We start from the raw sequence: 20,453 nt of genomic DNA, 5'->3' as shown, positions 1-20,453 counted from the left end.
ATGTCTGATTTTCAAAATGCTTTATTGGCTGTAATTGAGCCAATCTCAGAGCTGCCGTTGGCTCAGTTATGTTTGTCGCTTGATGTCAAAGAAACGCCAGCAGCAATTGATATCGATTTGCTGCTGCCATTTCCCAATCAGGGCCTGTGGCAGCGCTTATCGGAACAAGACCGAGCAAGGCTTGAGCAGCTCGCCAATGGCAAGGCGATCAATCTGGCCGTCCGTCATGAAATTGAAGCCAAATCCGGCGAGCGATTGCCAAGCCTGCAACAGGTCAAACACATTATTGCGGTGTCGAGTGGTAAAGGTGGGGTGGGTAAATCGACCACAGCTGTTAACTTGGCACTAGCGCTGCAACAAGAAGGTGCCAAGGTGGCGCTGTTGGATGCTGACATTTACGGCCCGTCATTGCCATTGATGCTTGGCTGTGAAGGCCAGACTCCAGGCTTGCCTGATGGCCAGAAAATGATGATTCCAATCAGCGCCCATGGTTTGGTGGTTAATTCGGTTGGATTTTTGGTAGCTGCCGATACTGCAACGGTATGGCGCGGGCCGATGGCAGCGGGCGTACTGCAACAATTGTTGCGAGATACGATCTGGGGAGAAGTTGATTATTTGGTGGTTGATATGCCGCCTGGCACCGGTGATATCCAGTTAACACTGGCGCAAGTGGTGCCCGTCTCTGGTGCCGTGATTGTCACCACACCGCAGACCATTGCCCTTGCTGATGCGGTCAAGGGCATCGCCATGTATCAGAAGGTCGATGTGCCAGTGGCTGGCGTTATTGAAAATATGAGCTTTCATGCCTGCAGCAACTGTGGCCATCATGACTACTTATTTGGCCAAGATGGTGGCAAACGCATCGCCCAAATGTATGAAGTGCCATTGTTAGGCGCGCTGCCCCTTGATCGGCAGATTGGTGATGATGTTGATGCAGGTGTCCCAACCGTGGTGGCTCAGCCGGATTCATTACTGGCTCAAAGTTACCGCCAGGCAGCCGTCGCCACCGCATTTCAGCTATGGGTTGGCAACAGCGAGCAACCAGAACCGGTCGCCATTGATATCTCGGATGATTGATCCAAATTAGTAATTTTGCTGCAGGTAGATGATCTTAATGCAACATGGGCTTACACTACGCGGCAAAATTACCACCCTTAGCTTTTATTATTGAGAACATCCCATGAGACTGAATGACGTCCAAATCGAACAAGCACTGGATAGCGGTAGAATCATCATCGAGCCGCGGCCTGCTCGAGAAATGATTAGCGGTGTTAGTCTTGATGTCCGACTCGGTAATACCTTTCGGGTGTTCCAAGATCATACCGCCCCCTTTATTGACCTCAGTGGCCAACGCGAAGATGTTGAAGCTGCCCTCAATGCAGTAATGAGCGATGAAATCGTGATTGCCGATGGTGATGCATTTTTCTTGCATCCTGGTGAGTTGGCATTGGCTGTGACTCATGAGTCGGTGACGTTGCCTGCAGACGTTGTCGGTTGGCTCGATGGCCGTTCGTCGTTGGCGCGCCTTGGTTTGATGGTGCATGTGACTGCCCACCGAATCGATCCGGGCTGGTCGGGCCGCATCGTGTTGGAGTTTATGAATAGTGGTAAGTTGCCATTAGCGCTGCGTCCAAAAATGAAGATTGGGGCGTTGAACTTTGAGCAGCTAGAGTTTGCCGCCGAGCGGCCATATAACAAACGCATTGACGCCAAATACAAAGATCAGCAATCGGCCATTGGCAGCCGCATTAGCCAAGATGGCAAAGACTAAGGCGAAATTAGCCGTCATTATGCGCGGCTTGCCCGGTTCGGGTAAGTCGCGACTCGCTCGACAATGGTGGCAGCAACATGCGCCCCAATACCGAAGTGAACAAATTATCTGCAGCACCGATGATTATTTTCGCCGCGGTACTCAATACCTATTCCAACCGGAACTATTACCCAAATACCACGCCTTAAATTTGGTCCGCTTTATTGACGGCCTCGAGGCTCGCTTGCCCTTAATGATTTGCGACAACACCAACATGGCGTGCTGGGAGTACTTGCCTTATCAGCGTGCTGCGGCAGCGCTTGGCTATCGGGTCAAGCGGATTTTGGTTGGCGATCCACTTAGTGCAGCGCAACAGCAACAGTGCGCTAGAGTCAACCGACATGGGGTGACATTGGCTAGCATCGAACAAATGGCGGCGAACTTCGAAGCGGATCAGGACAAGCCATTTAATCCTTGGTAAGGCGATGGAACACGCAAATTAACCAATTGCCAGCGAATATTCTGAACCAAGCTAATCTATACACTTGAATATTGAGCGTGAACGCTACATATTGCACGGCGAAATCGGTATAGACACCGCTGGAACAGTGCAGCAAAGCTGTAACTAATCCCTTACAACCCGCGCGAATAAAGGAATGTCGTTGTTTAGCAAAACAAGCTTGGCATTCTTTGCCTGAATTCCTGTATACTTGCGCGCAAATTTAGGCTCATGACCAACTGAGTAAGACAATGGCTGATTTAGAAAAGTACAGAAACATCGGTATTTTTGCCCACGTAGATGCGGGTAAAACTACTTCTACAGAACGTATTTTGAAACTAACCGGTAAGATCCACAAAACCGGTGAAGTGCACGACGGTGCAGCAACTACTGACTTCATGGAACAGGAAGCTGAGCGTGGTATTACCATTCAGTCAGCTGCGACTACCTGTTTCTGGAAAGACCACCGTTTAAACATCATCGACACCCCAGGTCACGTTGACTTCACTGTTGAAGTTTATCGTTCTCTGAAAGTTCTTGACGGCGGTGTCGGTGTATTCTGTGGTTCTGGTGGTGTTGAGCCTCAGTCAGAAACCAACTGGCGTTACGCGAACGAATCAGAAGTTGCTCGTTTGATCTTCGTAAACAAGTTGGACCGCTTAGGTGCAAACTTCTACCGCGTTGTTGACCAAGTCAAAAACGTTTTGGGTGCAAACCCATTGGTGATGACCTTGCCAATCGGTGAAGAAGACGATTTCGTTGGTGTTGTTGATGTACTAAGCCAAAAAGCTTATGTATGGGATGATTCTGGCCAGCCAGAAAACTATGAAATCACTGATATCCCAGCGGACTTGGTTGACGATGCTGCCGCTTACCGCGAAGAGTTGATCGAAACTGCGGTTGAGATGGACGACGAGTTGATGATGGCGTACATGGAAGGTGAAGAGCCTTCTTTGGAAGACATCAAGCGTTGTATCCGTGAAGGTACACGTACCATGGCGTTCTTCCCAACTTACTGTGGTTCTGCGTTTAAGAACAAAGGTATTCAGTTGGTTCTGGATGCAGTTGTTGATTACCTGCCAAGCCCAACAGAAGTTGATCCTCAAGATCTGACTGACGAAGAAACTGGTGAGCCGACTGGCGAGAAAGCGATCGTATCTGCTGATGAGCCGCTACGTGCGTTGGCGTTCAAAATTATGGACGACCGCTTCGGTGCATTGACCTTTATCCGCATTTACTCAGGTGTATTGAATAAGGGTGACACCATCCTTAACGCTGCAACGGGTAAAACTGAGCGTGTTGGCCGTATGGTTGAGATGCACGCCGATGACCGTACTGAGCTGACCACAGCTCAAGCCGGTGACATCATCGCAATCGTTGGTATGAAGAACGTTCAAACTGGTCACACGCTGTGTGATCCGAAGAACCCTTGTACTCTCGAGCCAATGATCTTCCCAGAGCCAGTAATCTCGATTGCTGTTGCGCCGAAGGACAAAGGTTCTGTTGAGAAGATGGGTATCGCGATCGGTAAGATGGTTGCAGAAGATCCATCATTCCAGGTTGAAACTGACGAAGATTCTGGTGAAACCATCCTGAAAGGTATGGGTGAACTTCACTTAGACATTAAAGTCGACATCTTGAAGCGTACTTATGGTGTTGAGTTGGTTGTTGGTCAGCCGCAGGTTGCTTACCGTGAAACCATCACTCAAGCTGTCGAAGACAGCTACACCCACAAGAAGCAGTCTGGTGGTTCTGGTCAGTTCGGTAAGATTGACTACCGCATCAAGCCAGGTGAGCAAAACTCTGGCTTCAAGTTCGAGTCTACTGTTGTTGGTGGTAACGTTCCTAAGGAATTCTTCCCAGCAATTGAGAAAGGCTTCAAGGTCATGATGGAAGAAGGCCCGCTGGCTGGTTTCCCATTGTTGGACGTTGAAATCGAACTGTTTGATGGTGGCTTCCACGCCGTTGACTCCTCTGCTGTAGCGTTTGAAATTGCAGCAAAAGGTGCATACCGTCAGTCAATGCCAAAAGCTGGCCCACAACTTCTTGAGCCAATCATGAAAGTTGACGTGTTCACTCCAGAAGACCACGTTGGTGACGTAATCGGTGACTTGAACCGTCGTCGCGGCATGATTAAAGACCAAGAAGCTGGCGCTACTGGCGTTCGCATTAAAGGTGACGTACCGCTGTCTGAAATGTTCGGTTACATCGGCCACCTGCGTACCATGACTTCTGGTCGTGGTCAGTTCTCAATGGAATTCAGCCACTACGCCGCATGTCCTGCGAACGTAGCTGAAGCTGTCATTGCTGCAGAGAAAGAAAAGAAAGCGAAGAAGTAAGCTAACTTCTTAACTGAATTAAAAAGCCCTGAAGGTTTCCTTCGGGGCTTTTTGTTTTTTCGGCAATAACAAAAGGGTAGGAGGTTGTCATGACCGATCAGCAAAACGTGTTTTCTGTTTCAGACGTAAAAACAGAATTAGCACAAACGCACGGGCGTTTGGTGATAGAAGGTGTTGGTGAACTAACGTTTATTGGCCCACATAACGGCGTGATTGATGCGAACCACACTGTTGTTTCTCCTAATCATCAGGGCAAAGGTATTGCTGGGCTGTTGTTTAAGGCATTGGTATCGTTAGCAAGGGAGCAACAGTGGAAAATCAATCCAACATGCAGCTATATCGCTAAGAAACTTGAAAGCAACGAAGCGTTGCAGGATTTAGTTGCGAAGCAATGAGGGTTAACTTTTTAACCAAAGCCGGTGAAGCCAGCAGGTTAGAATGGGGCAAGCCCACGCGAGTAATGTCGGGATACTGTGCCAGATGCTGTCAGCTAGAATGTCGAGTTGTTGCGGCCCTATGTAGTCCAGCCCAATGAGGCAGAGAAAGACCAAAACGCCCGCGCTCAGCGCAAAACTATTGGTAAACATTACCAAAGGAATAGTGATCAAGGCTGAAAGCACAAGCCACGGGATGAGGTAGGTCGCCAACTCTGCGATGAAATTGCCAAAATCAAAGCCAAATTGATCAAACAGCCAAGCTGGCATGGCCACATCAACCGTGTGATTAGTGAGCATTGCGGCGAATGCCTGAAGGGCGCCAGCCGTGACGATGATCAGGATTAAGTTAGCGAGCGGGCGCATTAATTACAGATGTTTTTCGAAACAGATGCTGTTGGGGTCGTTGACGTACTGGCCGAACGGATCGATCTCATGGTACGCCTCACTTAAATACAGACCAATAGCCTCGGGTTGGCGGCGACCGGTTTCTAGCAGCATTTTGCTATAACCTTGCTTGCGGCCAATATCCTCAAGATGGGCAACTAAACGGCGCGCAATACCTTTGCCACGATAGTCGGGCAACACATACATGCGCTTGAGTTCGATTTCTGATTTGCTCAGCGGGTAAAACGCGCCACAAGCAGCCACTTCCTGGCCGTTGTAGATAATTAAGAAAACACCGCCGCGATGGATAAAGTCGTCGATATCAATATCTCGGACCAGTTCATCGGGATAACGATCATTCACCTCAGTCTTAAATTGACGCAGCAGCTCCGTTGCTAACTTCGATGAGGGATCAGATACTTCAAAGCGAAGCTCAGACATGAGTGGTCAAGTCCATTTACTAGTTGCTAAAACAATCGGCCCATAGGTTAATGAGTTTTTAGTTTGGTACAAGCCTATTATTGCGATCTAACCGAGAGTTTTTTGTTTACGCTTAAGAATGTGGTTAAAAAACACCAATTAGATGGAGTAATCCTTGGGGATCTCGCGTTTGTTGCCGTTTGAATCGATAGCAACGTAGGTAAAACATGCCTCAGTGACCAGGAAATGCTCATTCACGCCATGCTCTCGAAGTACTGGTTTTACCCACACTTCCAAAGCTAACGTCATTGAGGTATTGCCGACTTTTTGGATTTGGCCGTAACAGCAAACCACGTCGCCGACTTTCACCGGTTGAATAAACTTCATGCTATTGACTGCAATGGTTGCCGTTCGCCCCTTGGCGACTTCTTTAGCCATGATGCCGCCAGCGATATCCATCTGCGACATGATCCAGCCACCAAAAATATCGCCATTGGCGTTGGTGTCGGCAGGCATGGCCAACGTACGTAGTAGTAGTTCGCCTTGCGGGTTATTGTTCGCCGTCATTGTATTTACTCCATCAAAATTACTGTGAAATATATCACTTTTCGCCATGAAGTCATTGTTTTGCTTTGGATCCACTGCTGCGGCTACACTAGTTGGGTTTTATTTTTGGATTAAATGCACGTGAAATCTGACGGTTTAGTCTGCCCCCTCGATGGGCGACCATTGTCGTCCGCGCAAGGGCGATTGCATTGCGACAACGGCCACAGCTACGACTTGGCCAAACAGGGTTACTGCCATCTGTTGCCGGTGCAACAAAAGCGCTCCGCCGATCCGGGGGATAGCAAAGCCATGGTTCAAGCTCGCCGGGAATTACTCGATAGCGGCGCTTATCGGCCGTTGGTTGCTGAATTACTACAAATGGTGACAAATCAAAGCACCGGTGCGCTGCGGATTGCCGATGCCGGTTGCGGTGAAGGCTACTATCTCAACCAAATCAAATTATTGATTGACAGTCAGCAGGGCGCAGCCGATACGGCTCAGCTGATCGGTTATGATATTTCCAAGTGGGCAGTGCAGGCCGCAACCAAGCGCAGCAAAGCGATCCGCTGGTTGGTTGCGAGCAGCAAAAACATTCCCATCGCCAACGACTACCTTGATGTCATGTTTTGCATGTTTGGTTTTCCTGTGTGGTCAGAATTTGCTCGTGTGTTAGCGCCGGGCGGTAAGGTAATCTTGGTTGATGCTGGGCCTCAGCACCTGATTGAACTCAGAACGATTCTTTACGATGAAATTAAGCCGCACAAAGAATGGCAATCAGCGTCAGCGGAGCAAGCGGGCTTCGAGCAGAGCACATGCAAGCGATTGCCTCCATATCAAGTTGAACTAAACAAGCAACAAATTGAAACGCTGGCGCTGATGACGCCGCATTTCTTTAGAGCGCCCGCAGCGAACAAGATTAAATTAGCGGCGTTGGCGCAATTGGACGTGACAATCGACGTTGAATTTCGTGAGTTAACCTTGCGTTAAAGTCACTAGGGGAAACCGATGAGTCAACAAGTTGTGCTGATCAGGCATGCAAAATCCAGTTGGCGTCATGATGTTGCTGATCATTTGCGACCACTCAAGCTCAGAGGCTATCAAGCCGCTGAAATCATGGCTCAACGGCATATTTTGCGTGATGCGATGCCCGATATCATTTTAAGCTCGCCAGCGGTCAGAGCTTACACCACGGCAAGTAGCTTGATTGCGGAGTTACAACTAGAATCCGGCCTGTTAGTGGTCGAACCGAGTTTGTATCCTGGCGATGCCAAAGCGTTACTGGCGCTGATCAAGCAACGTCGCGAATCTCGGATTTGGCTGGTTGGTCATAACCCAGCGATGCATGAATTAGCAGAGCTGCTAGCCGGTGAAGCCATTGAAGCATTTCCAACTTTGGCGGTAGCGACCTTTGAGATTAGCCAAGACAGCCATCGATTGATCGCGTTTGATTACCCCAAAAATACGGAATTATAGTTTTTAACGGAGTAACACCATGAGAATTGCCCTGATCAGTACCGGGGAAGAAATCTTAAATGGCGATATTGTTGATACCAATTCTGCCTGGCTCGCCCAACAACTTCATGACAAAGGCTTGAAGCTCAACTGGCACATTACCGTCGGTGATGACATGGAATCGCTACTGGATGCGTTTCGACTTGCCGCCAAGCGCAGTGATGCCTGTATCGTTAATGGCGGCCTTGGCCCGACCACCGACGATTTGAGCGCCGAAGCTGCAGCTAAACTCAATGACGAAGGGCTGCGTGAAATACCAGAATGGCGCGATAAGCTTGAGCAGTATTACGCCCGCCTTAATCGCCAAATGCCCGTGTCGAATCTAAAGCAGGCGATGATCCCAGAATCCGCTCAGATGATTGATAACCCAGTCGGTACTGCTTGTGGTTTTGCCATTAACCATGATGGCTGTCGGCTGATGTTCACTCCCGGCGTACCCCATGAATTTAAGCGAATGATCGATGACCAAGTGATCCCTGCATTATTGGCCCAAGCTCAGCAGGCTTCGGCAAATTTGCATCGTTGGCTAACGGTGGGTTTGAGCGAATCACTACTGGCTGATTTGCTGGATGATGTGACGCTGCCCGATGGCGCTATTCTTGGTTATCGTTCGTCGATGCCAACCATCGAAGTGAAATTGAGTGTGCCGGCAGATTGCTGCGCTCAGCAAGTCGATGCAACACGCCAAACCATTGCCGATAAATTAGGCGACTATGTCTTTGTGGCGAGCAAAACGTCGTTAGCACAACGGGTACAAGAGCTGATGTTAGCGAAACAATTACGACTCGCGGCGGCAGAATCTTGCACCGGCGGTATGATCGCTGATTGGTTGGTGGCAGAAGCCGGTTCATCGGCTTACTTCGATCGTGGCTATGTGACCTACAGTAATGCTGCCAAGATGGCAGATCTAAAGGTGCCAGCCGACTTATTGGAGCAATATGGAGCAGTGTCTAAGGAAGTCGCAGGAGCCATGGCGATCGGCGCTGCAAGTACCAGTAATAGTGATTATGCCGTGGCCACTAGTGGCGTTGCCGGCCCTTCTGGCGGTAGCGACGACAAACCCGTTGGCACTGTCGCTTTTGCCTTAAAAACGCCACAAGGCACGTATCGCCAATTGTTGCTGTTACAAAACCGTGGCCGCTCGATGATCCGCAAACAAAGTTCGGCGATTGCTTTGGATATGTTGCGGCGCCACCTAACAGGAGCCGAGGTATTTGCTAATTATTCGGGGATCCAGCGTATCGCCAGAGATTTAATTTAATCGCTACTTCTGTAGCACGGCCCACCATGTGGTGGGCCGTGCACTGTATTTTATGCAAGTTGCAGGTTAAAGCGCGGCGTTAAAACGCGCAAAACCCGCTTCGAGATCGGCAATCAGATCATCGATATGTTCAAGGCCTACATGTAAACGGATCAACGGCCCGCTAGCCTGCCACTGTGTTGCGGTACGTAGTCGTTCGATGCCATAAACTGCCAGAATCAGTGATTCGTAGCCGCCCCACGAATAACCCATCTTAAAGTGTTGCATGCCATCGAGCATGGCGGTGGTCGCTTGTTGGTGGCCTTGTTTGAGTACAAATGAAAACAAGCCATTTGAGCCACTAAAATCGCGCTGCCAGACATCGTGCCCGGGGCAAGTGGCAAACGCAGGGTGCCGAATATGATCAACTTCGGGACGCTGTGCTAACCAGTTTGCCAGTTTCAGAGCATTTTCTTGGTGTTGTTGCATCCGCACATTCAGCGTGCGCAGGCCCCGCAATGCCAGATACAAGTCATCGGGCGATGTGCACTGACCCAATAAATAACTGTTTTCTCGAAGCTGCGGCCATAGCGCTTTGGTTGCTACGGCTGTGCCCAACATGACATCGGAGTGGCCGACAACATATTTGGTGGCGGCCTGAATACTAACATCGACGCCAAGTGAGAAAGCGTCTAACAACACGCCGGCGCCCCAAGTATTGTCGAGCATGACGATGGCGCCATGGCGATGCGCCACCGCTGCAATTGCCGGTACATCTTGCACTTCCATGGTGATTGAGCCCGGTGACTCGGTAAACACCACCTTGGTGTTAGGCTGCATCAGCGATTCGATGTCTGCGCCCAACATGGGATCATAATAGGTGGTGGTAATGCCGAGGTTGGCTAACATTTTGTCGCAGAAGTCCCGTGTTGGCTCGTACACGGTATCAACCATGAGTAAATGATCACCGGCTTTTAAAAACGACAGTAGCGCTCCTGAAATGGCGGCAGTACCACATGGATAGACTGCGCAGCCAGCGCCGCCTTCAAGTGCTGTCATGGCATCGGCAAAGGCAAAGGTGGTCTCAGTGCCGCGACGGCCGTAGAACAGTGTTTGATTCGCGCGGTTGCCCGTCGCTTGTTTCATTTGTGCTACTGATTCGAATACCACGGTTGAACCGCGCATTACTGGCGGGTTGACCACGCCCTTGGTCCACTTCGGATCGCGACCGGCGGAAACGACTGTGGTCGCCTTGTGCTTGCTGCTCATTGCTGTTCACTGTATCTGCTACAAAATTGACTAGGTTTGTAACACATTGAATTGAGTATTCAAGCCGTTTGTGCCGAATCCATCTGAGCAAGTTCCAGTTGGACCGTTCAGCCTGCCATGATCGGAGCTATAGACTACTTTGGTGGCTGTTTAAAAATGTAAGGAAAATAGTGTTGTAATTGCTCCCAGCTGAGCCGCTCCAGTCTGGCAATATTGCGCTCTGGAATTTTGTCCGGATCGGCGTAATTCATCAATGCATCGGTCAGGCTTTGTTCGCGGATTAAGTGCAACAATGGATAGGGCGAGCAATTGGTCAAATTGCTGGTGTCATCAGGTTCAGTGTCAACAAACTGATACTGGGGGTGAAAGCTGGCGATTTGCAAGTGGCCACTAAAACCTTGTTGCTCAAGTAGCGCATCAGCCAAATCTAAAAAGTCATTGTAATGGTCGAACTGCTGGAGCATATCCGGCACTGCAATAATAGTGGTTTCTAACTCGTCCACTGGGGCGGCCAATAAGCGCTGCGTTTCATCTTGTAGTTGCAACAACAGCGCCTCTTCGTCGGTTGCTGTGGAAACCACAATATCAATTAAGCTCATGCGGTGCGGGCGCGCGGCAAAAGGGCACAGGTTCAACCCGATAACCACGTCTTTAAGCCATTGCTCGACTTCCTGTCGTACCGATTCAATCATGTTTACCAACCATTTGGGCGTGTGCAATTCATTCAGCGGTGACTCCGTATAGGCGTCATTGTATTGCCAATAACGGCAATAATCATTGGTTGGATCAGTAACTTGCTAGCGAGATAACGTTTGTCGGCGATTGCTTTATTAGTGCTGACAGGCATACTAAGCCCCTATCGCTATAGCACGACACAGGAACCGATTGTGCGCACCACAGATCTCGTTGGCGGCGTTCGCCATTCAGCGCCTTATGTTAATGCCCACCGAGGCAAAACCTTTGTGGTTATGCTCGGCGGCGAAGCTGTTGATCATCCTAATTTTCGCAATATTCTCAATGACATCGCCTTACTGAATACTTTAGGTATCAAGTTGGTGTTGGTGTTTGGTGCCAGACCGCAGATTAATCGAGCATTGGCCAAGCAGGGCATTGAAGCGCAATACCATAACGGCGTCAGGATCACTGACAACGATGTCTTGGAGCAGGTCAAACAAGTTACCGGTAGTATGCAACTCGACATTATGGCGCGGTTGTCGATGAGCCTGAGCAATACGCCAATGCAAGGCTCAGACATTAACGTCATTACGGGCAACTTTGTGATTGCGCAACCGATTGGTGTGATCGACGGTATCGACCATTGTCATAGTGGTCGTGTCAGAAGAATTGACGTTGAATGTATCGACCAGCTGTTACAAAGCAATAACATCGTGCTGCATGGCCCCATTGCGGCATCCGTTACTGGCGAAAGTTTTAACCTAACCGCGGAAGAAATTGCCACCCAGATCGCGATTCGTTTAAAAGCCGAAAAGATGATTGGTTTTTCTGAGTTGCCAGGGATCCTCGATGAACAGCAACAGGTCATCGCCGAATTACTGCCAAGACAAGCCGAGACCGTTTTGCGACAACCCGAGCATCAGGTTTATGCCTGTCCTGCTGCCCACAACTTTTTAAATGCCGCCATTCGCGCTTGCCGAAGTGGCGTGAACCGCTGTCATTTGGTGAGTTACAAAGATGATGGCGCATTGCTGCAAGAGCTGTTTTCGCGCGATGGTATTGGTACTCAGTTAGTCATTGAAAGCGCTGAGCGCATGATTTCTGCGGATATTTCTCACATCGGCGGGATCCTTGATTTGATTCGGCCGTTAGAGCAGCAGGGTATTTTGGTGCGTCGTTCAAGAGAGCAATTAGAGACCGAAATCGAACACTTTAATGTTGTTGAACGCGACGGTTTGGTAATCGGTTGCGTTGCCCTATACCCGTTTTTGGAACACAACTGCGCTGAATTCGCCTGCCTGGCCATTCACCCCACTTATCGCGCCGCTCAGCGAGGCGAAGTGCTACTGAAAGCTGCCGTTCAGCGAGCTAAGCACATGGGCTGTGAGCGCATTTTTGCGCTGACTACCACCAGTATTCACTGGTTTTTGGAGCATGGTTTTGTCATGGGGGATGTCAGCGATTTGCCGCCAAGTAAGCAAGACCTCTACAACCTACAGCGACGTTCGAAAGTATTGCTGATGGATATTTCGGACTGATTATTCCGTTTCAATTCGAACAAAAAACAACCCGGCATTTGCCGGGTTATTTGATGATGCGAGTTACTGGCGATCACCAGCCACATTGGCGACCTTGATTCTGCTCATCCAGCCATACTTTTAATGGCGCAAAGTAATCGAGGATTGCCGTGGCATCCATTTGTTCCGAGCCAGTCATCACCGCCAGCGTTTGCTGCCAAGGTTGGCTTGCGCCCAGCTCAAGCCCTTCAGCAAGAACTTTACCTGCCTCATCGCTACCGAATATGGAGCAGCGATGAATACTGCCGGTGTCACCAGCGGTTTGACACAATGAGCGATGCAGCTGGAACTGCAAAATGTGGGCAAGGAAGTACCGTGTATAAGGCGTGTTACCCGGTACATGGTACTTAGCACCTGGGTCGAAATCGGCCTCAGTGCGCGCAACTGGCGCTTGCACACCTTGGTACTTTTCTCTTAATTGCCACCAAGCTTGGTTGTATTGCTCCGGCGTGATTTGGCCGGAGAATACCTGCCAACGCCACTGATCGACAAGTAAGCCAAACGGAATAAAGGCGACTTTATCCAGCGCCATTTTCATCAACAAGCCTAGGTCGGCTGACTCATCTGGCACATCATCAATCAAGCCCATTTGTTTCAGGTATTTGGGAGTGACGGACAACGCAACTGTATCGCCGAGAGCTTCGTGAAAGCCATCATTGGCACTGCCTTGGAACAAGTAAGGTTGTTCTTTATAAGCGCGTTGGTAAATGTTGTGCCCCAGTTCGTGGTGGATCACGGCAAATTCTTCACCGGTACGTTGGATACACATTTTGATGCGGATATCGTCTTTGTTATCTAAGTCCCAAGCCGAAGCATGACAGACGACATCGCGATCGCGCGGTTGCACGAACTGACTGCGCTGCCAGAAGGTATCTGGTAACGGTTCAAAACCCAGCGAGGTGAAAAAGCCTTCAGCGGCTTTGACCATATCGCGCTCGTCGTATTGGTGAACCGCTAGCTGCTTGGTTAAATCAAAGCCTGGATCGGCGTTTTCCGGACCGACCAAATCATAAATATTGCCCCAGCTTTGAGCCCACATATTGCCAAGCAAATGAGCAGGAATCGGTTGGTCCTGAGGCACGACATCGGTGCCGTAATGTTCACCCAACTCAGCTCGGACATGGCAGTGCAGAGCGTCATACAATGGCTTCACCTGACCCCATAGTCGATCTAACTCGGCAGCAAAGTCATCGGCTGGCATGTCATAGTTTGATCGCCACATTTGTCCCAGATCGGCAAAGCCTAGACCTTGCGCACCTTCATTGGCGAGCTCTACCTGACGTTCGTACAATGGCCGCATCGGCGGTGCGATTTGGCGCCAACCTTGCCAAAGCTCAAGCAGTTCATCGGCATCACGAGAATTGGCCATGATCTGGCCCATTTCAGGTAGCGACAATAACTTACCAGCGTTGGTGGTGTATTTACCCTTGCCATACATACCGCCCAAGTCAGCGGCAATCTTAGCCAACTCGGCGTTTTTAGCACTGTCTAACGGTGATGGTAAAACCAGCGCTAGTTTTAGCTTGTCAAGTTTACGGCGTACCTCGGTGGGCAATTCGATGTCATCAAATTGCGCAGCCTGATGGGCTAAATCGACAGTCGTTGCAGTGAAGCTCTCGCCGGCGTCTGCGGCTAAAGAAGCCGTGTCTTCGGTGATGTTAGTTTGGTAGATCCATTCCGCGCGGCTGACTTCGACGCTTAACTCAGCCAGTGTCGCTTCAGCTTTTGCAACAAATTGAATGGCATCTTGTTCAGTCACTGGCGGGGTGCTGCTTGCTTGCTCACTACAAGCAGCAACAGCGAGCGAAGCGGTAACCGCGAAAGCGACCGGCTTGGCTGCGGCGAATAGTTTCATGATTATTCCTATATTTTATTATCAGTCTTCGGTAGTTCCGCTGGCATGCTAATGAATGCAGTGATGAATTTAAAGTGAAAGCCTAAAGTGGGCGGGAAAAAGCAGGAAAAAACATAAAAAAAACCCAGCGCTAAGGTGACAGATCAGGTCGCTGGGTCAGGGAATGAAGAAATAGGCTTTTTACCTCTTGCTAACGTCTATGACTCAGATTGTTTACCAAAGTTCATTTTATTTGGCCGAATACGCGGTTGGCGTGCAGTGATTAGAGCTCAGTCACACATATGCAAAAATTTTGCTCTTTGAGGTGCCATTTCAGACGTCGATTAGGCACTGAGTTGAGGCGCCTTTTTCGTTTTTATTAATTGTTTTTAATTACTTTTTTGTTAAGTAACCGAGGGGGATGGTCGACTGGGTACTGGCTTGACACTAAAAAAAAACAAACATAGATTTGAAACACCTGTTTGAATTAGAACTTATCTATGAGTCGACAAACTACCCAAAACAAAATTCTCGATGCGGCGGAACGACTGTTTGCTGAGCGGGGCTTTGCTGATACGTCACTGCGATTAATCACCAGTGAGGCCGATGTTAATTTGGCTTCTGTTAATTATCACTTCGGCTCGAAAAAAGCCCTCATTAAAGCCGTTTTAGCGCGTTATCTAGAACAATTTATGCCGCGTTTAAGTAATGCGCTCGATGAACTTCTAGCAGCCGAGCAACAACCAACACTTCATCAAGTGTTCGATAGTTTTGTTGAGCCCATGCTGGCGCTCAATAACTTTCGCTCGAGCGGCACCAATATTTTTATGCAGCTGTTGGGGCGCGGATATAGCGACAGCCAAGGTCATTTACGGTGGTTTTTAACCACTCAATATGGTGATGTCCTGACCAAAATCACTGCAGCAGTTAAACGCGCTAATCCTGAACTATCGCCCGGAGAATTCTTCTGGCGGATGCACTTCACGCTGGGAACCGTTGTATTTACCTTGGCTTCCAACGAAGCGCTTCGGGATATCGCTCGCAGTGAATTTAACGAAAACTTAGACGTCGAGGGATTAGTTCGTCGCTTAGTACCTTTTTTGGCCGCCGGTGTTGGAGCGCCTGTTGCCGCAAATAGCCTGAATGATGGGGTGAGTAAATGACTATATTCATGTTGCTGCTGGTATTGCTAGCAGTGGTGCTTTTGGTTGGCGACATTCGCCGAACGTTGATCATTAAACCAATCTTTAGCATGTTCAAAAAAGTCTTACCGCCGTTATCGAATACTGAACGTGAGGCAATGGAAGCGGGTGATACCTGGTGGGATGGCGACTTGTTCAGTGGCAAACCTGACTGGCAAAAGCTGCACAGCATTTCGAAGCCGGCTCTCAGTGCTGATGAACAAGCATTCATGGACAATCAGGTGAAGACTCTGCTAGCCATGCTCGATGATTATGAAATCGTCCATGAGCATAATGACTTACCAAAACCGGTTTGGGATTACCTTGGCAAAGAAGGCTTTTTCTCGCTAATCATTCCTAAGCAATATGGTGGCCTTGAGTTTTCCGCCATCGCCAACAGTGCCATTGTTAGCGCAATTGCCAGTCGTAGCCTGAGTGCCGCGGTGACTGTCATGGTGCCAAACTCGCTCGGGCCAGGTGAATTGTTGATGCATTACGGCACTGAGGAGCAAAAGCAGCGCTGGTTGCCTGGGCTAGCCAACGGTGCCGAAGTTCCTTGTTTTGCCCTAACGGGTCCCCAAGCAGGATCGGATGCAGGCGCAATTCCGGATACTGGCGTGGTCTGCAAAGGACTTTACAACGGCGAAGAAGTCATTGGCATCAAGCTTAACTTTGCCAAGCGCTACATCACCTTGGCACCCGTCGCTACCGTCGTTGGATTAGCGTTTAAACTGTCCGATCCAGATGGTTTGATTGGTGATGATGCTAACCCTGGTATCACTTGCGCCTTGATCCCAGCGGACCATCCTGGGATTGAAATTGGCAAGCGCCACAATCCATTAAGCTTGGCTTTTATGAATGGTACGGTTTACGGCAATGACGTATTTATTCCAGCCGATTGGATCATTGGCGGCCCTGAATATGCCGGCCGTGGCTGGCGCATGCTGGTCGAATGTTTGTCGGCAGGGCGGGGCATTTCGCTGCCGGCGTTGAGCACTGCGACCGGTCATTTGGCAGCGCGGATGACTGGTGCTTACAGCTATGTTCGACGTCAGTTTGGTTTACCGATTGGTCAGTTCGAAGGTGTTCAAGAAGCCATGGCGCGAATTGGTGGCTACACCTATGTACTTGAAGCCGTTCGCAAAATGACAGCAGGCGCGCTCGATTTGGGGACCAGTCCATCGGTTGTGACCGCCATTGCTAAATATCACATGACCGAAATGGGCCGGCAGGTGATCAATGATGCCATGGATATCCACGCAGGTCGCGGCATTCAGCTTGGTCCGAAGAATTACCTTGGTCATCACTACATGGGGATACCTATCTCAATTACGGTTGAAGGGGCCAATATTCTGACCCGTAATTTAATGATCTTTGGGCAAGGCGCGACACGCTGCCATCCGTTTGTTTTGAAAGAAATGGAGGCGGCGGCCAACCCGAATCCCGATGAAGGCTTGCGTCAATTCGACCAGTTGTTATCACAGCATGTGCTGTTTGCAGCTGGCAATGTAGCGAATTCATTGTTCATGGGGCTAACCGGCTCACATTTCGCCTCGGCGCCAGTCAGTGGCGAAACCAAACGCTACTATCAACACCTGAGTCGCTTCAGCCGCGGTTTGGCGATGTGCGCTGACTTCGCCATGTTAGTTCTTGGTGGCGACTTGAAACGCAAAGAGATGATTTCGGCTCGCCTTGGCGATGTTCTCAGTCATCTATATATGGCTTCGGCGGTGCTGAAACATTATGAAGATGACGGCCGCCAGCAAGGTGATTTGCCATTGGTACACTACGCCATGCAATGGCACTTAGCGGAAATCGGTAAGGCGTTTGACGGTTTATTCAACAACTTCCCAAACCGTTTTGTTGCGCGAGTCATGAAGTTGTGTGTGTTTCCACTTGGTAACCACTTCTCGCCAGCAACAGATAAGGTCGTCAATGAGGTCGCTAACACGTTGATGACTCCGAGTGTGGTTAGAGAGCGGTTGACCCATTTGTGCTTTGTGGGTGACAGTCAAACGGATCCAACTGGATTAATGGAGCAAGCGTTTGTCGCCATGTATAACGTCAAAGGGTTGGAGTGCAAGCTCAAAGCGGCTCAACGCAGTGGTCAGTTAGCGACAAAACTGTCGCCGGCAGAGCTGATTGAGCAAGGCTTGCAACACCAAGTCATCACTGATGCCGAGGCCGAGCAATTGAGCCATGCCTATGGGCTTGCCGCAGAGGCAATTGGCGTCGATGAGTTTGACACCGAAAGAAGCTTGGCAGGGCAGGCACAACACACCCATGATGCCGCTTAAGCCATAAGGTAATGGTTCAATGACAATGCCGGCCCTTGTAGGGCCGGTTTTTTTGCATGTGTCGCTTGGTTGACGACTAGGCTTCGATCGAGTCAGCGTTTTTGCTTGGCTATTTAGCCGATCGGAGTAGACTATCGCCTCCACAAAGGAGTGACCATGCACACTGTTTCCGGCCGTTCGATGTTTGGCTTTTCGCTTGCCTTGTTAACTAGCGTGATGTGGGGCATGCTGCCGATTGCGCTAAAAGACGTGCTGACTGATGTTGACCCGTACACCATCACTTTTTTTCGCTTTTTATCATCGGGATTAATTCTCGCTTTTTGGCTTACTCTTCGCGGTGGTTTACCCACCTCAAGGCAGCTGACTAAACCGATCTTCATTAGCTTGTTTGTTGCCGCTTTATGCTTGTCGTTAAACTACGGCAGCTATCTTGTCGGGCTCGATTACTTGGAGCCCAAAGCGGCCCAAGTGATTATTCAACTAGCGCCATTTCTGTTGTTAATTGGCAGTGTAATTTGGTTCAAAGAGCAATTTTCAGTGTGGCAATCGCTCGGTGCGGTCACCTTGTTACTCGGTTTAATGTTGTTCTTTAATCAGCGCGCAGCAGAGCTAATTGCCGGATTGGGAAGTTACACTGTTGGCGTGTTATGGATAGTTTTTGCCGCCTTGACGTGGGCGATTTATGCGCTCATCCAAAAAGGCTTATTACGCCATTTCACTTCGGTTCAGTTGCTCATGGTGTTCAACTTGTTTGGTGGCATTACCTTTTGGTTTTTAGCAACACCATCGCAAGTGCTGGTGCTGACTCCATGGCAGTGGGCCATGCTGATTTTTTGTTGCTTGAATACGGTCATTGCCTACGGCGCTTTTGCCGAGGCAATGAATCATTGGCAGGCTTCGAAGGTGAGTGCGGTGCTGGCGATAACGCCGTTAATCACAATCGTCATGATCGATATTTTGGCTTGGTGGTTGCCGCAGTATTATCAGGCGGAGCAATTTAACCTACTGGCGATGATTGGTGCTGGCATGGTGATTTTAGGTTCAATTGTCGCGGCGCTCGATAAGCGCGCTTAATCGGCCAATTCTAGGCGATTACGGCCGTTTTCTTTGGCTTTATAAAGTGCCTGATCAGCGCGTTTCATTACTGCTTCATAGTCTTCGCCGGTCTGCCGTTGAGCTAACCCGAGGCTAATGGTGACATGGGTGGTCTTCATCTTCTTGGGCTTTTGCCCGCGCTGCTGGCGGCCCAATTTATTACTGTCGGGGCGTGCTGACGCATCGCGAACTACCAAATCGTAACTACCAATTGCTTCACGTAAGGCTTCAAGGTGAGGCACACAGGCTGCTGGTTCAGTGTTGCGAAACACCACCGCAAATTCCTCACCGCCAAAACGATAAGCACGGCCACCACCAGTGACTTTAGCCAGCTTGGCCGCAACCAGTTTTAACACATCATCGCCAGTATCATGCCCGTAGGTGTCATTGAACTTCTTAAAATGATCGACGTCGGTCATGGCCATACAATAGCCACGGCTGGCGTGTTTTAAATCCGATACTAATGCTCTGCGCCCTGGCAGCTGCGTGAGTTCATCGTAAAACGCCATGCGGTAACTGCTGCTTAGGAACGACCGACATAGAATCAGCAGCATCGCGATAATCCCGCTGGCCGACACATAGGCTTGTTCAAACATCGCGAGCATCCAACTGGCCAGTAAAATACTAACTGCTAGGTCTAAATCAAAGGATTGTTGATGTTTGAGATAGCGCCATACAAGGGTAATGGTGCAGGCGAGGGCGAGTAATACACAACTGACGGGTTGCCACAACCAACTGACCGGCCGAACCTGTAACCAAGAGTTGAGCCACAGATCAAAACTTGCCTCATGTTGAATCAGTAAATAGGCGACTAATAGTTGCGACAAGGCAATCGCCACCGACATCATGCCTAGAGGAGAAAGCAAAGGCTGTTCTGAACAAAAACTCATCAGTGCTAGGTTGATCGGCAAGGCAATGGCTAGCAGGACAAATACTTTCTGACTGAACAGTATTTCCATTGGCTGTTGCAGCCAAATTTGGATGATGGCGTAAACCGCCATATACATGGCCGCTAGAACGGCGACTCTGCCTTGACGAAAGGGAATTGATAGTGCAATTAACAAACCGCCAAGAGCATAAGGCACGGCTTGATACACAGATAAATATTCGTCTGACCAAAGGCTTGGTAACTGGCTGGCCCATATAAGGCTAATGACAACAATGAATGGCCAAATTAACGGGGACAACTGCAACATGCTTTAGTCTTGCTGGTAGCGACACAGGCCGCCATAGTTACACAGCCGGCGCAAATTGAAAAGGTGACGGTTAGTGATTGAAGGATAAACAATAAAGGCGCCTTGCGGCTAATGCCGATCAGTTAACGACAAACTGATCGGTTGACCGATCTTCCGCAGGCTATATAAAGGTCTTAACTTCTTCAGTTAGGACCTTTTTCTT

The 20,453-nt window shown here is 49.5% G+C and carries 19 protein-coding genes; 12 read left to right on the top strand and 7 right to left on the bottom strand.

What is annotated here, in order from left to right:
* The 5 genes from apbC to IC617_RS03995 all read left to right on the top strand — a co-directional run bounded on the left by apbC (nucleotide 1) and on the right by IC617_RS03995 (nucleotide 4,983).
* Entirely contained in the window at nucleotides 1-1,077 is a 1,077-nt protein-coding gene (gene apbC, locus IC617_RS04015; protein ID WP_191143699.1) for an iron-sulfur cluster carrier protein ApbC, read from the top strand.
* A 103-nt stretch (nucleotides 1,078-1,180) separates the two neighbouring features.
* Nucleotides 1,181-1,771 carry a dCTP deaminase gene (dcd, locus tag IC617_RS04010; protein WP_191143698.1) on the top strand — a complete coding sequence of 197 codons (591 nt, stop codon included), beginning with the start codon at nucleotides 1,181-1,183 and terminating at the stop codon, nucleotides 1,769-1,771.
* The gene (locus IC617_RS04005; protein ID WP_191143697.1) at nucleotides 1,758-2,231 is read left to right on the top strand and encodes an AAA family ATPase; all 474 of its coding nucleotides are present in this window, start codon (nucleotides 1,758-1,760) and stop codon (nucleotides 2,229-2,231) included. The genes dcd and IC617_RS04005 overlap by 14 nt, the downstream gene beginning before the upstream one ends.
* A gap of 269 nt (nucleotides 2,232-2,500) precedes the next feature.
* Nucleotides 2,501-4,588, top strand: coding sequence for an elongation factor G (gene fusA, locus IC617_RS04000; RefSeq protein ID WP_191143696.1), 2,088 nt, complete (start codon nucleotides 2,501-2,503; stop codon nucleotides 4,586-4,588).
* A gap of 89 nt (nucleotides 4,589-4,677) precedes the next feature.
* A complete protein-coding gene (locus IC617_RS03995; protein WP_191143695.1) occupies nucleotides 4,678-4,983 on the top strand; it encodes a GNAT family N-acetyltransferase in 306 nt (101 codons plus the stop codon).
* Nucleotides 4,984-4,986: 3 nt separating this feature from the next.
* Here IC617_RS03995 and IC617_RS03990 read toward each other — a convergent pair whose 3' ends face one another.
* The 3 genes from IC617_RS03990 to yciA all read right to left on the bottom strand — a co-directional run bounded on the left by IC617_RS03990 (nucleotide 4,987) and on the right by yciA (nucleotide 6,396).
* Nucleotides 4,987-5,388 (bottom strand): hypothetical protein, encoded by a 402-nt coding sequence (locus IC617_RS03990; protein WP_191143694.1) that lies wholly within the window; start codon nucleotides 5,386-5,388, stop codon nucleotides 4,987-4,989.
* Between the two features lie 3 nt (nucleotides 5,389-5,391).
* Nucleotides 5,392-5,850 (bottom strand): GNAT family N-acetyltransferase, encoded by a 459-nt coding sequence (locus IC617_RS03985; protein WP_191143693.1) that lies wholly within the window; start codon nucleotides 5,848-5,850, stop codon nucleotides 5,392-5,394.
* Between the two features lie 138 nt (nucleotides 5,851-5,988).
* Nucleotides 5,989-6,396 carry an acyl-CoA thioester hydrolase YciA gene (gene yciA, locus IC617_RS03980; RefSeq protein ID WP_191143692.1) on the bottom strand — a complete coding sequence of 136 codons (408 nt, stop codon included), beginning with the start codon at nucleotides 6,394-6,396 and terminating at the stop codon, nucleotides 5,989-5,991.
* Nucleotides 6,397-6,510: 114 nt separating this feature from the next.
* Between yciA and IC617_RS03975 the strand changes: the two genes are divergently transcribed.
* The 3 genes from IC617_RS03975 to IC617_RS03965 are packed head-to-tail and all read left to right on the top strand — an operon-like array spanning nucleotide 6,511 to nucleotide 9,148.
* Entirely contained in the window at nucleotides 6,511-7,362 is an 852-nt protein-coding gene (locus IC617_RS03975; protein WP_191143691.1) for a putative RNA methyltransferase, read from the top strand.
* 18 nt (nucleotides 7,363-7,380) lie between these two features.
* Nucleotides 7,381-7,848, top strand: coding sequence for a SixA phosphatase family protein (locus IC617_RS03970; RefSeq protein ID WP_191143690.1), 468 nt, complete (start codon nucleotides 7,381-7,383; stop codon nucleotides 7,846-7,848).
* A 19-nt stretch (nucleotides 7,849-7,867) separates the two neighbouring features.
* Nucleotides 7,868-9,148: a CinA family nicotinamide mononucleotide deamidase-related protein gene (locus IC617_RS03965; protein WP_191143689.1), complete on the top strand. Its 1,281-nt coding sequence runs from the start codon at nucleotides 7,868-7,870 to the stop codon at nucleotides 9,146-9,148.
* 66 nt (nucleotides 9,149-9,214) lie between these two features.
* Here the strand turns inward: IC617_RS03965 and IC617_RS03960 are convergent, their stop codons facing one another.
* Both IC617_RS03960 and IC617_RS03955 read right to left on the bottom strand, forming a co-directional pair.
* On the bottom strand, nucleotides 9,215-10,396 hold the full coding sequence (locus IC617_RS03960) for a cystathionine beta-lyase (protein ID WP_191143688.1): 1,182 nt from the start codon (nucleotides 10,394-10,396) through the stop codon (nucleotides 9,215-9,217).
* Between the two features lie 134 nt (nucleotides 10,397-10,530).
* Nucleotides 10,531-11,088, bottom strand: coding sequence for a DUF1415 domain-containing protein (locus tag IC617_RS03955; RefSeq protein WP_191143687.1), 558 nt, complete (start codon nucleotides 11,086-11,088; stop codon nucleotides 10,531-10,533).
* A 195-nt stretch (nucleotides 11,089-11,283) separates the two neighbouring features.
* Here IC617_RS03955 and argA point away from each other — a divergent pair, with 195 nt between their 5' ends.
* Nucleotides 11,284-12,609, top strand: coding sequence for an amino-acid N-acetyltransferase (gene argA / locus IC617_RS03950; RefSeq protein WP_191143686.1), 1,326 nt, complete (start codon nucleotides 11,284-11,286; stop codon nucleotides 12,607-12,609).
* Between the two features lie 73 nt (nucleotides 12,610-12,682).
* On the opposite strand, the gene IC617_RS03945 is transcribed toward argA, so the two are convergent.
* Complete coding sequence (locus IC617_RS03945; protein ID WP_191143685.1) at nucleotides 12,683-14,503, bottom strand: M2 family metallopeptidase; 1,821 nt, start codon at nucleotides 14,501-14,503, stop codon at nucleotides 12,683-12,685.
* 479 nt (nucleotides 14,504-14,982) lie between these two features.
* Between IC617_RS03945 and psrA the strand changes: the two genes are divergently transcribed.
* The 3 genes from psrA (at nucleotide 14,983) to IC617_RS03930 (ending at nucleotide 19,034) form a co-directional block, all read left to right on the top strand.
* Nucleotides 14,983-15,645, top strand: coding sequence for a TetR family transcriptional repressor PsrA (gene psrA / locus IC617_RS03940; RefSeq protein ID WP_191143684.1), 663 nt, complete (start codon nucleotides 14,983-14,985; stop codon nucleotides 15,643-15,645).
* The gene (locus IC617_RS03935; RefSeq protein WP_191143683.1) at nucleotides 15,642-17,960 is read left to right on the top strand and encodes an acyl-CoA dehydrogenase; all 2,319 of its coding nucleotides are present in this window, start codon (nucleotides 15,642-15,644) and stop codon (nucleotides 17,958-17,960) included. The genes psrA and IC617_RS03935 overlap by 4 nt, the downstream gene beginning before the upstream one ends.
* A gap of 156 nt (nucleotides 17,961-18,116) precedes the next feature.
* Nucleotides 18,117-19,034: a DMT family transporter gene (locus IC617_RS03930; protein WP_191143682.1), complete on the top strand. Its 918-nt coding sequence runs from the start codon at nucleotides 18,117-18,119 to the stop codon at nucleotides 19,032-19,034.
* Here IC617_RS03930 and IC617_RS03925 read toward each other — a convergent pair.
* Nucleotides 19,031-20,251, bottom strand: a complete 1,221-nt coding sequence (locus tag IC617_RS03925; protein ID WP_191143681.1) for a GGDEF domain-containing protein — start codon at nucleotides 20,249-20,251, stop codon at nucleotides 19,031-19,033. The genes IC617_RS03930 and IC617_RS03925 overlap by 4 nt on opposite strands.
* Nucleotides 20,252-20,453 lie beyond the last annotated feature (202 nt).

Origin of the sequence: Neiella litorisoli (genome assembly GCF_014773395.1) — a bacterium.
In the GTDB taxonomy this organism is placed as follows: domain Bacteria; phylum Pseudomonadota; class Gammaproteobacteria; order Enterobacterales; family Neiellaceae; genus Neiella; species Neiella litorisoli.
The sequence above is the reverse complement of the archived record's forward strand: the minus strand, read 5'-3'. Positions and strand labels throughout refer to the sequence as shown.

What these genes read in the sequence shown, in the direction of transcription:
- apbC (WP_191143699.1), top strand. Translation starts at nt 1, where the DNA reads ATGTCTGATTTTCAAAATGCTTTATTGGCTGTAATTGAGCCAATCTCA.
- dcd (WP_191143698.1), top strand. Translation starts at nt 1,181, where the DNA reads ATGAGACTGAATGACGTCCAAATCGAACAAGCACTGGATAGCGGTAGA.
- IC617_RS04005 (WP_191143697.1), top strand. Translation starts at nt 1,758, where the DNA reads ATGGCAAAGACTAAGGCGAAATTAGCCGTCATTATGCGCGGCTTGCCC.
- fusA (WP_191143696.1), top strand. Translation starts at nt 2,501, where the DNA reads ATGGCTGATTTAGAAAAGTACAGAAACATCGGTATTTTTGCCCACGTA.
- IC617_RS03995 (WP_191143695.1), top strand. Translation starts at nt 4,678, where the DNA reads ATGACCGATCAGCAAAACGTGTTTTCTGTTTCAGACGTAAAAACAGAA.
- IC617_RS03990 (WP_191143694.1), bottom strand. Translation starts at nt 5,388, where the DNA reads ATGCGCCCGCTCGCTAACTTAATCCTGATCATCGTCACGGCTGGCGCC.
- IC617_RS03985 (WP_191143693.1), bottom strand. Translation starts at nt 5,850, where the DNA reads ATGTCTGAGCTTCGCTTTGAAGTATCTGATCCCTCATCGAAGTTAGCA.
- yciA (WP_191143692.1), bottom strand. Translation starts at nt 6,396, where the DNA reads ATGACGGCGAACAATAACCCGCAAGGCGAACTACTACTACGTACGTTG.
- IC617_RS03975 (WP_191143691.1), top strand. Translation starts at nt 6,511, where the DNA reads ATGCACGTGAAATCTGACGGTTTAGTCTGCCCCCTCGATGGGCGACCA.
- IC617_RS03970 (WP_191143690.1), top strand. Translation starts at nt 7,381, where the DNA reads ATGAGTCAACAAGTTGTGCTGATCAGGCATGCAAAATCCAGTTGGCGT.
- IC617_RS03965 (WP_191143689.1), top strand. Translation starts at nt 7,868, where the DNA reads ATGAGAATTGCCCTGATCAGTACCGGGGAAGAAATCTTAAATGGCGAT.
- IC617_RS03960 (WP_191143688.1), bottom strand. Translation starts at nt 10,396, where the DNA reads ATGAGCAGCAAGCACAAGGCGACCACAGTCGTTTCCGCCGGTCGCGAT.
- IC617_RS03955 (WP_191143687.1), bottom strand. Translation starts at nt 11,088, where the DNA reads ATGATTGAATCGGTACGACAGGAAGTCGAGCAATGGCTTAAAGACGTG.
- IC617_RS03945 (WP_191143685.1), bottom strand. Translation starts at nt 14,503, where the DNA reads ATGAAACTATTCGCCGCAGCCAAGCCGGTCGCTTTCGCGGTTACCGCT.
- psrA (WP_191143684.1), top strand. Translation starts at nt 14,983, where the DNA reads ATGAGTCGACAAACTACCCAAAACAAAATTCTCGATGCGGCGGAACGA.
- IC617_RS03935 (WP_191143683.1), top strand. Translation starts at nt 15,642, where the DNA reads ATGACTATATTCATGTTGCTGCTGGTATTGCTAGCAGTGGTGCTTTTG.
- IC617_RS03930 (WP_191143682.1), top strand. Translation starts at nt 18,117, where the DNA reads ATGCACACTGTTTCCGGCCGTTCGATGTTTGGCTTTTCGCTTGCCTTG.
- IC617_RS03925 (WP_191143681.1), bottom strand. Translation starts at nt 20,251, where the DNA reads ATGTTGCAGTTGTCCCCGTTAATTTGGCCATTCATTGTTGTCATTAGC.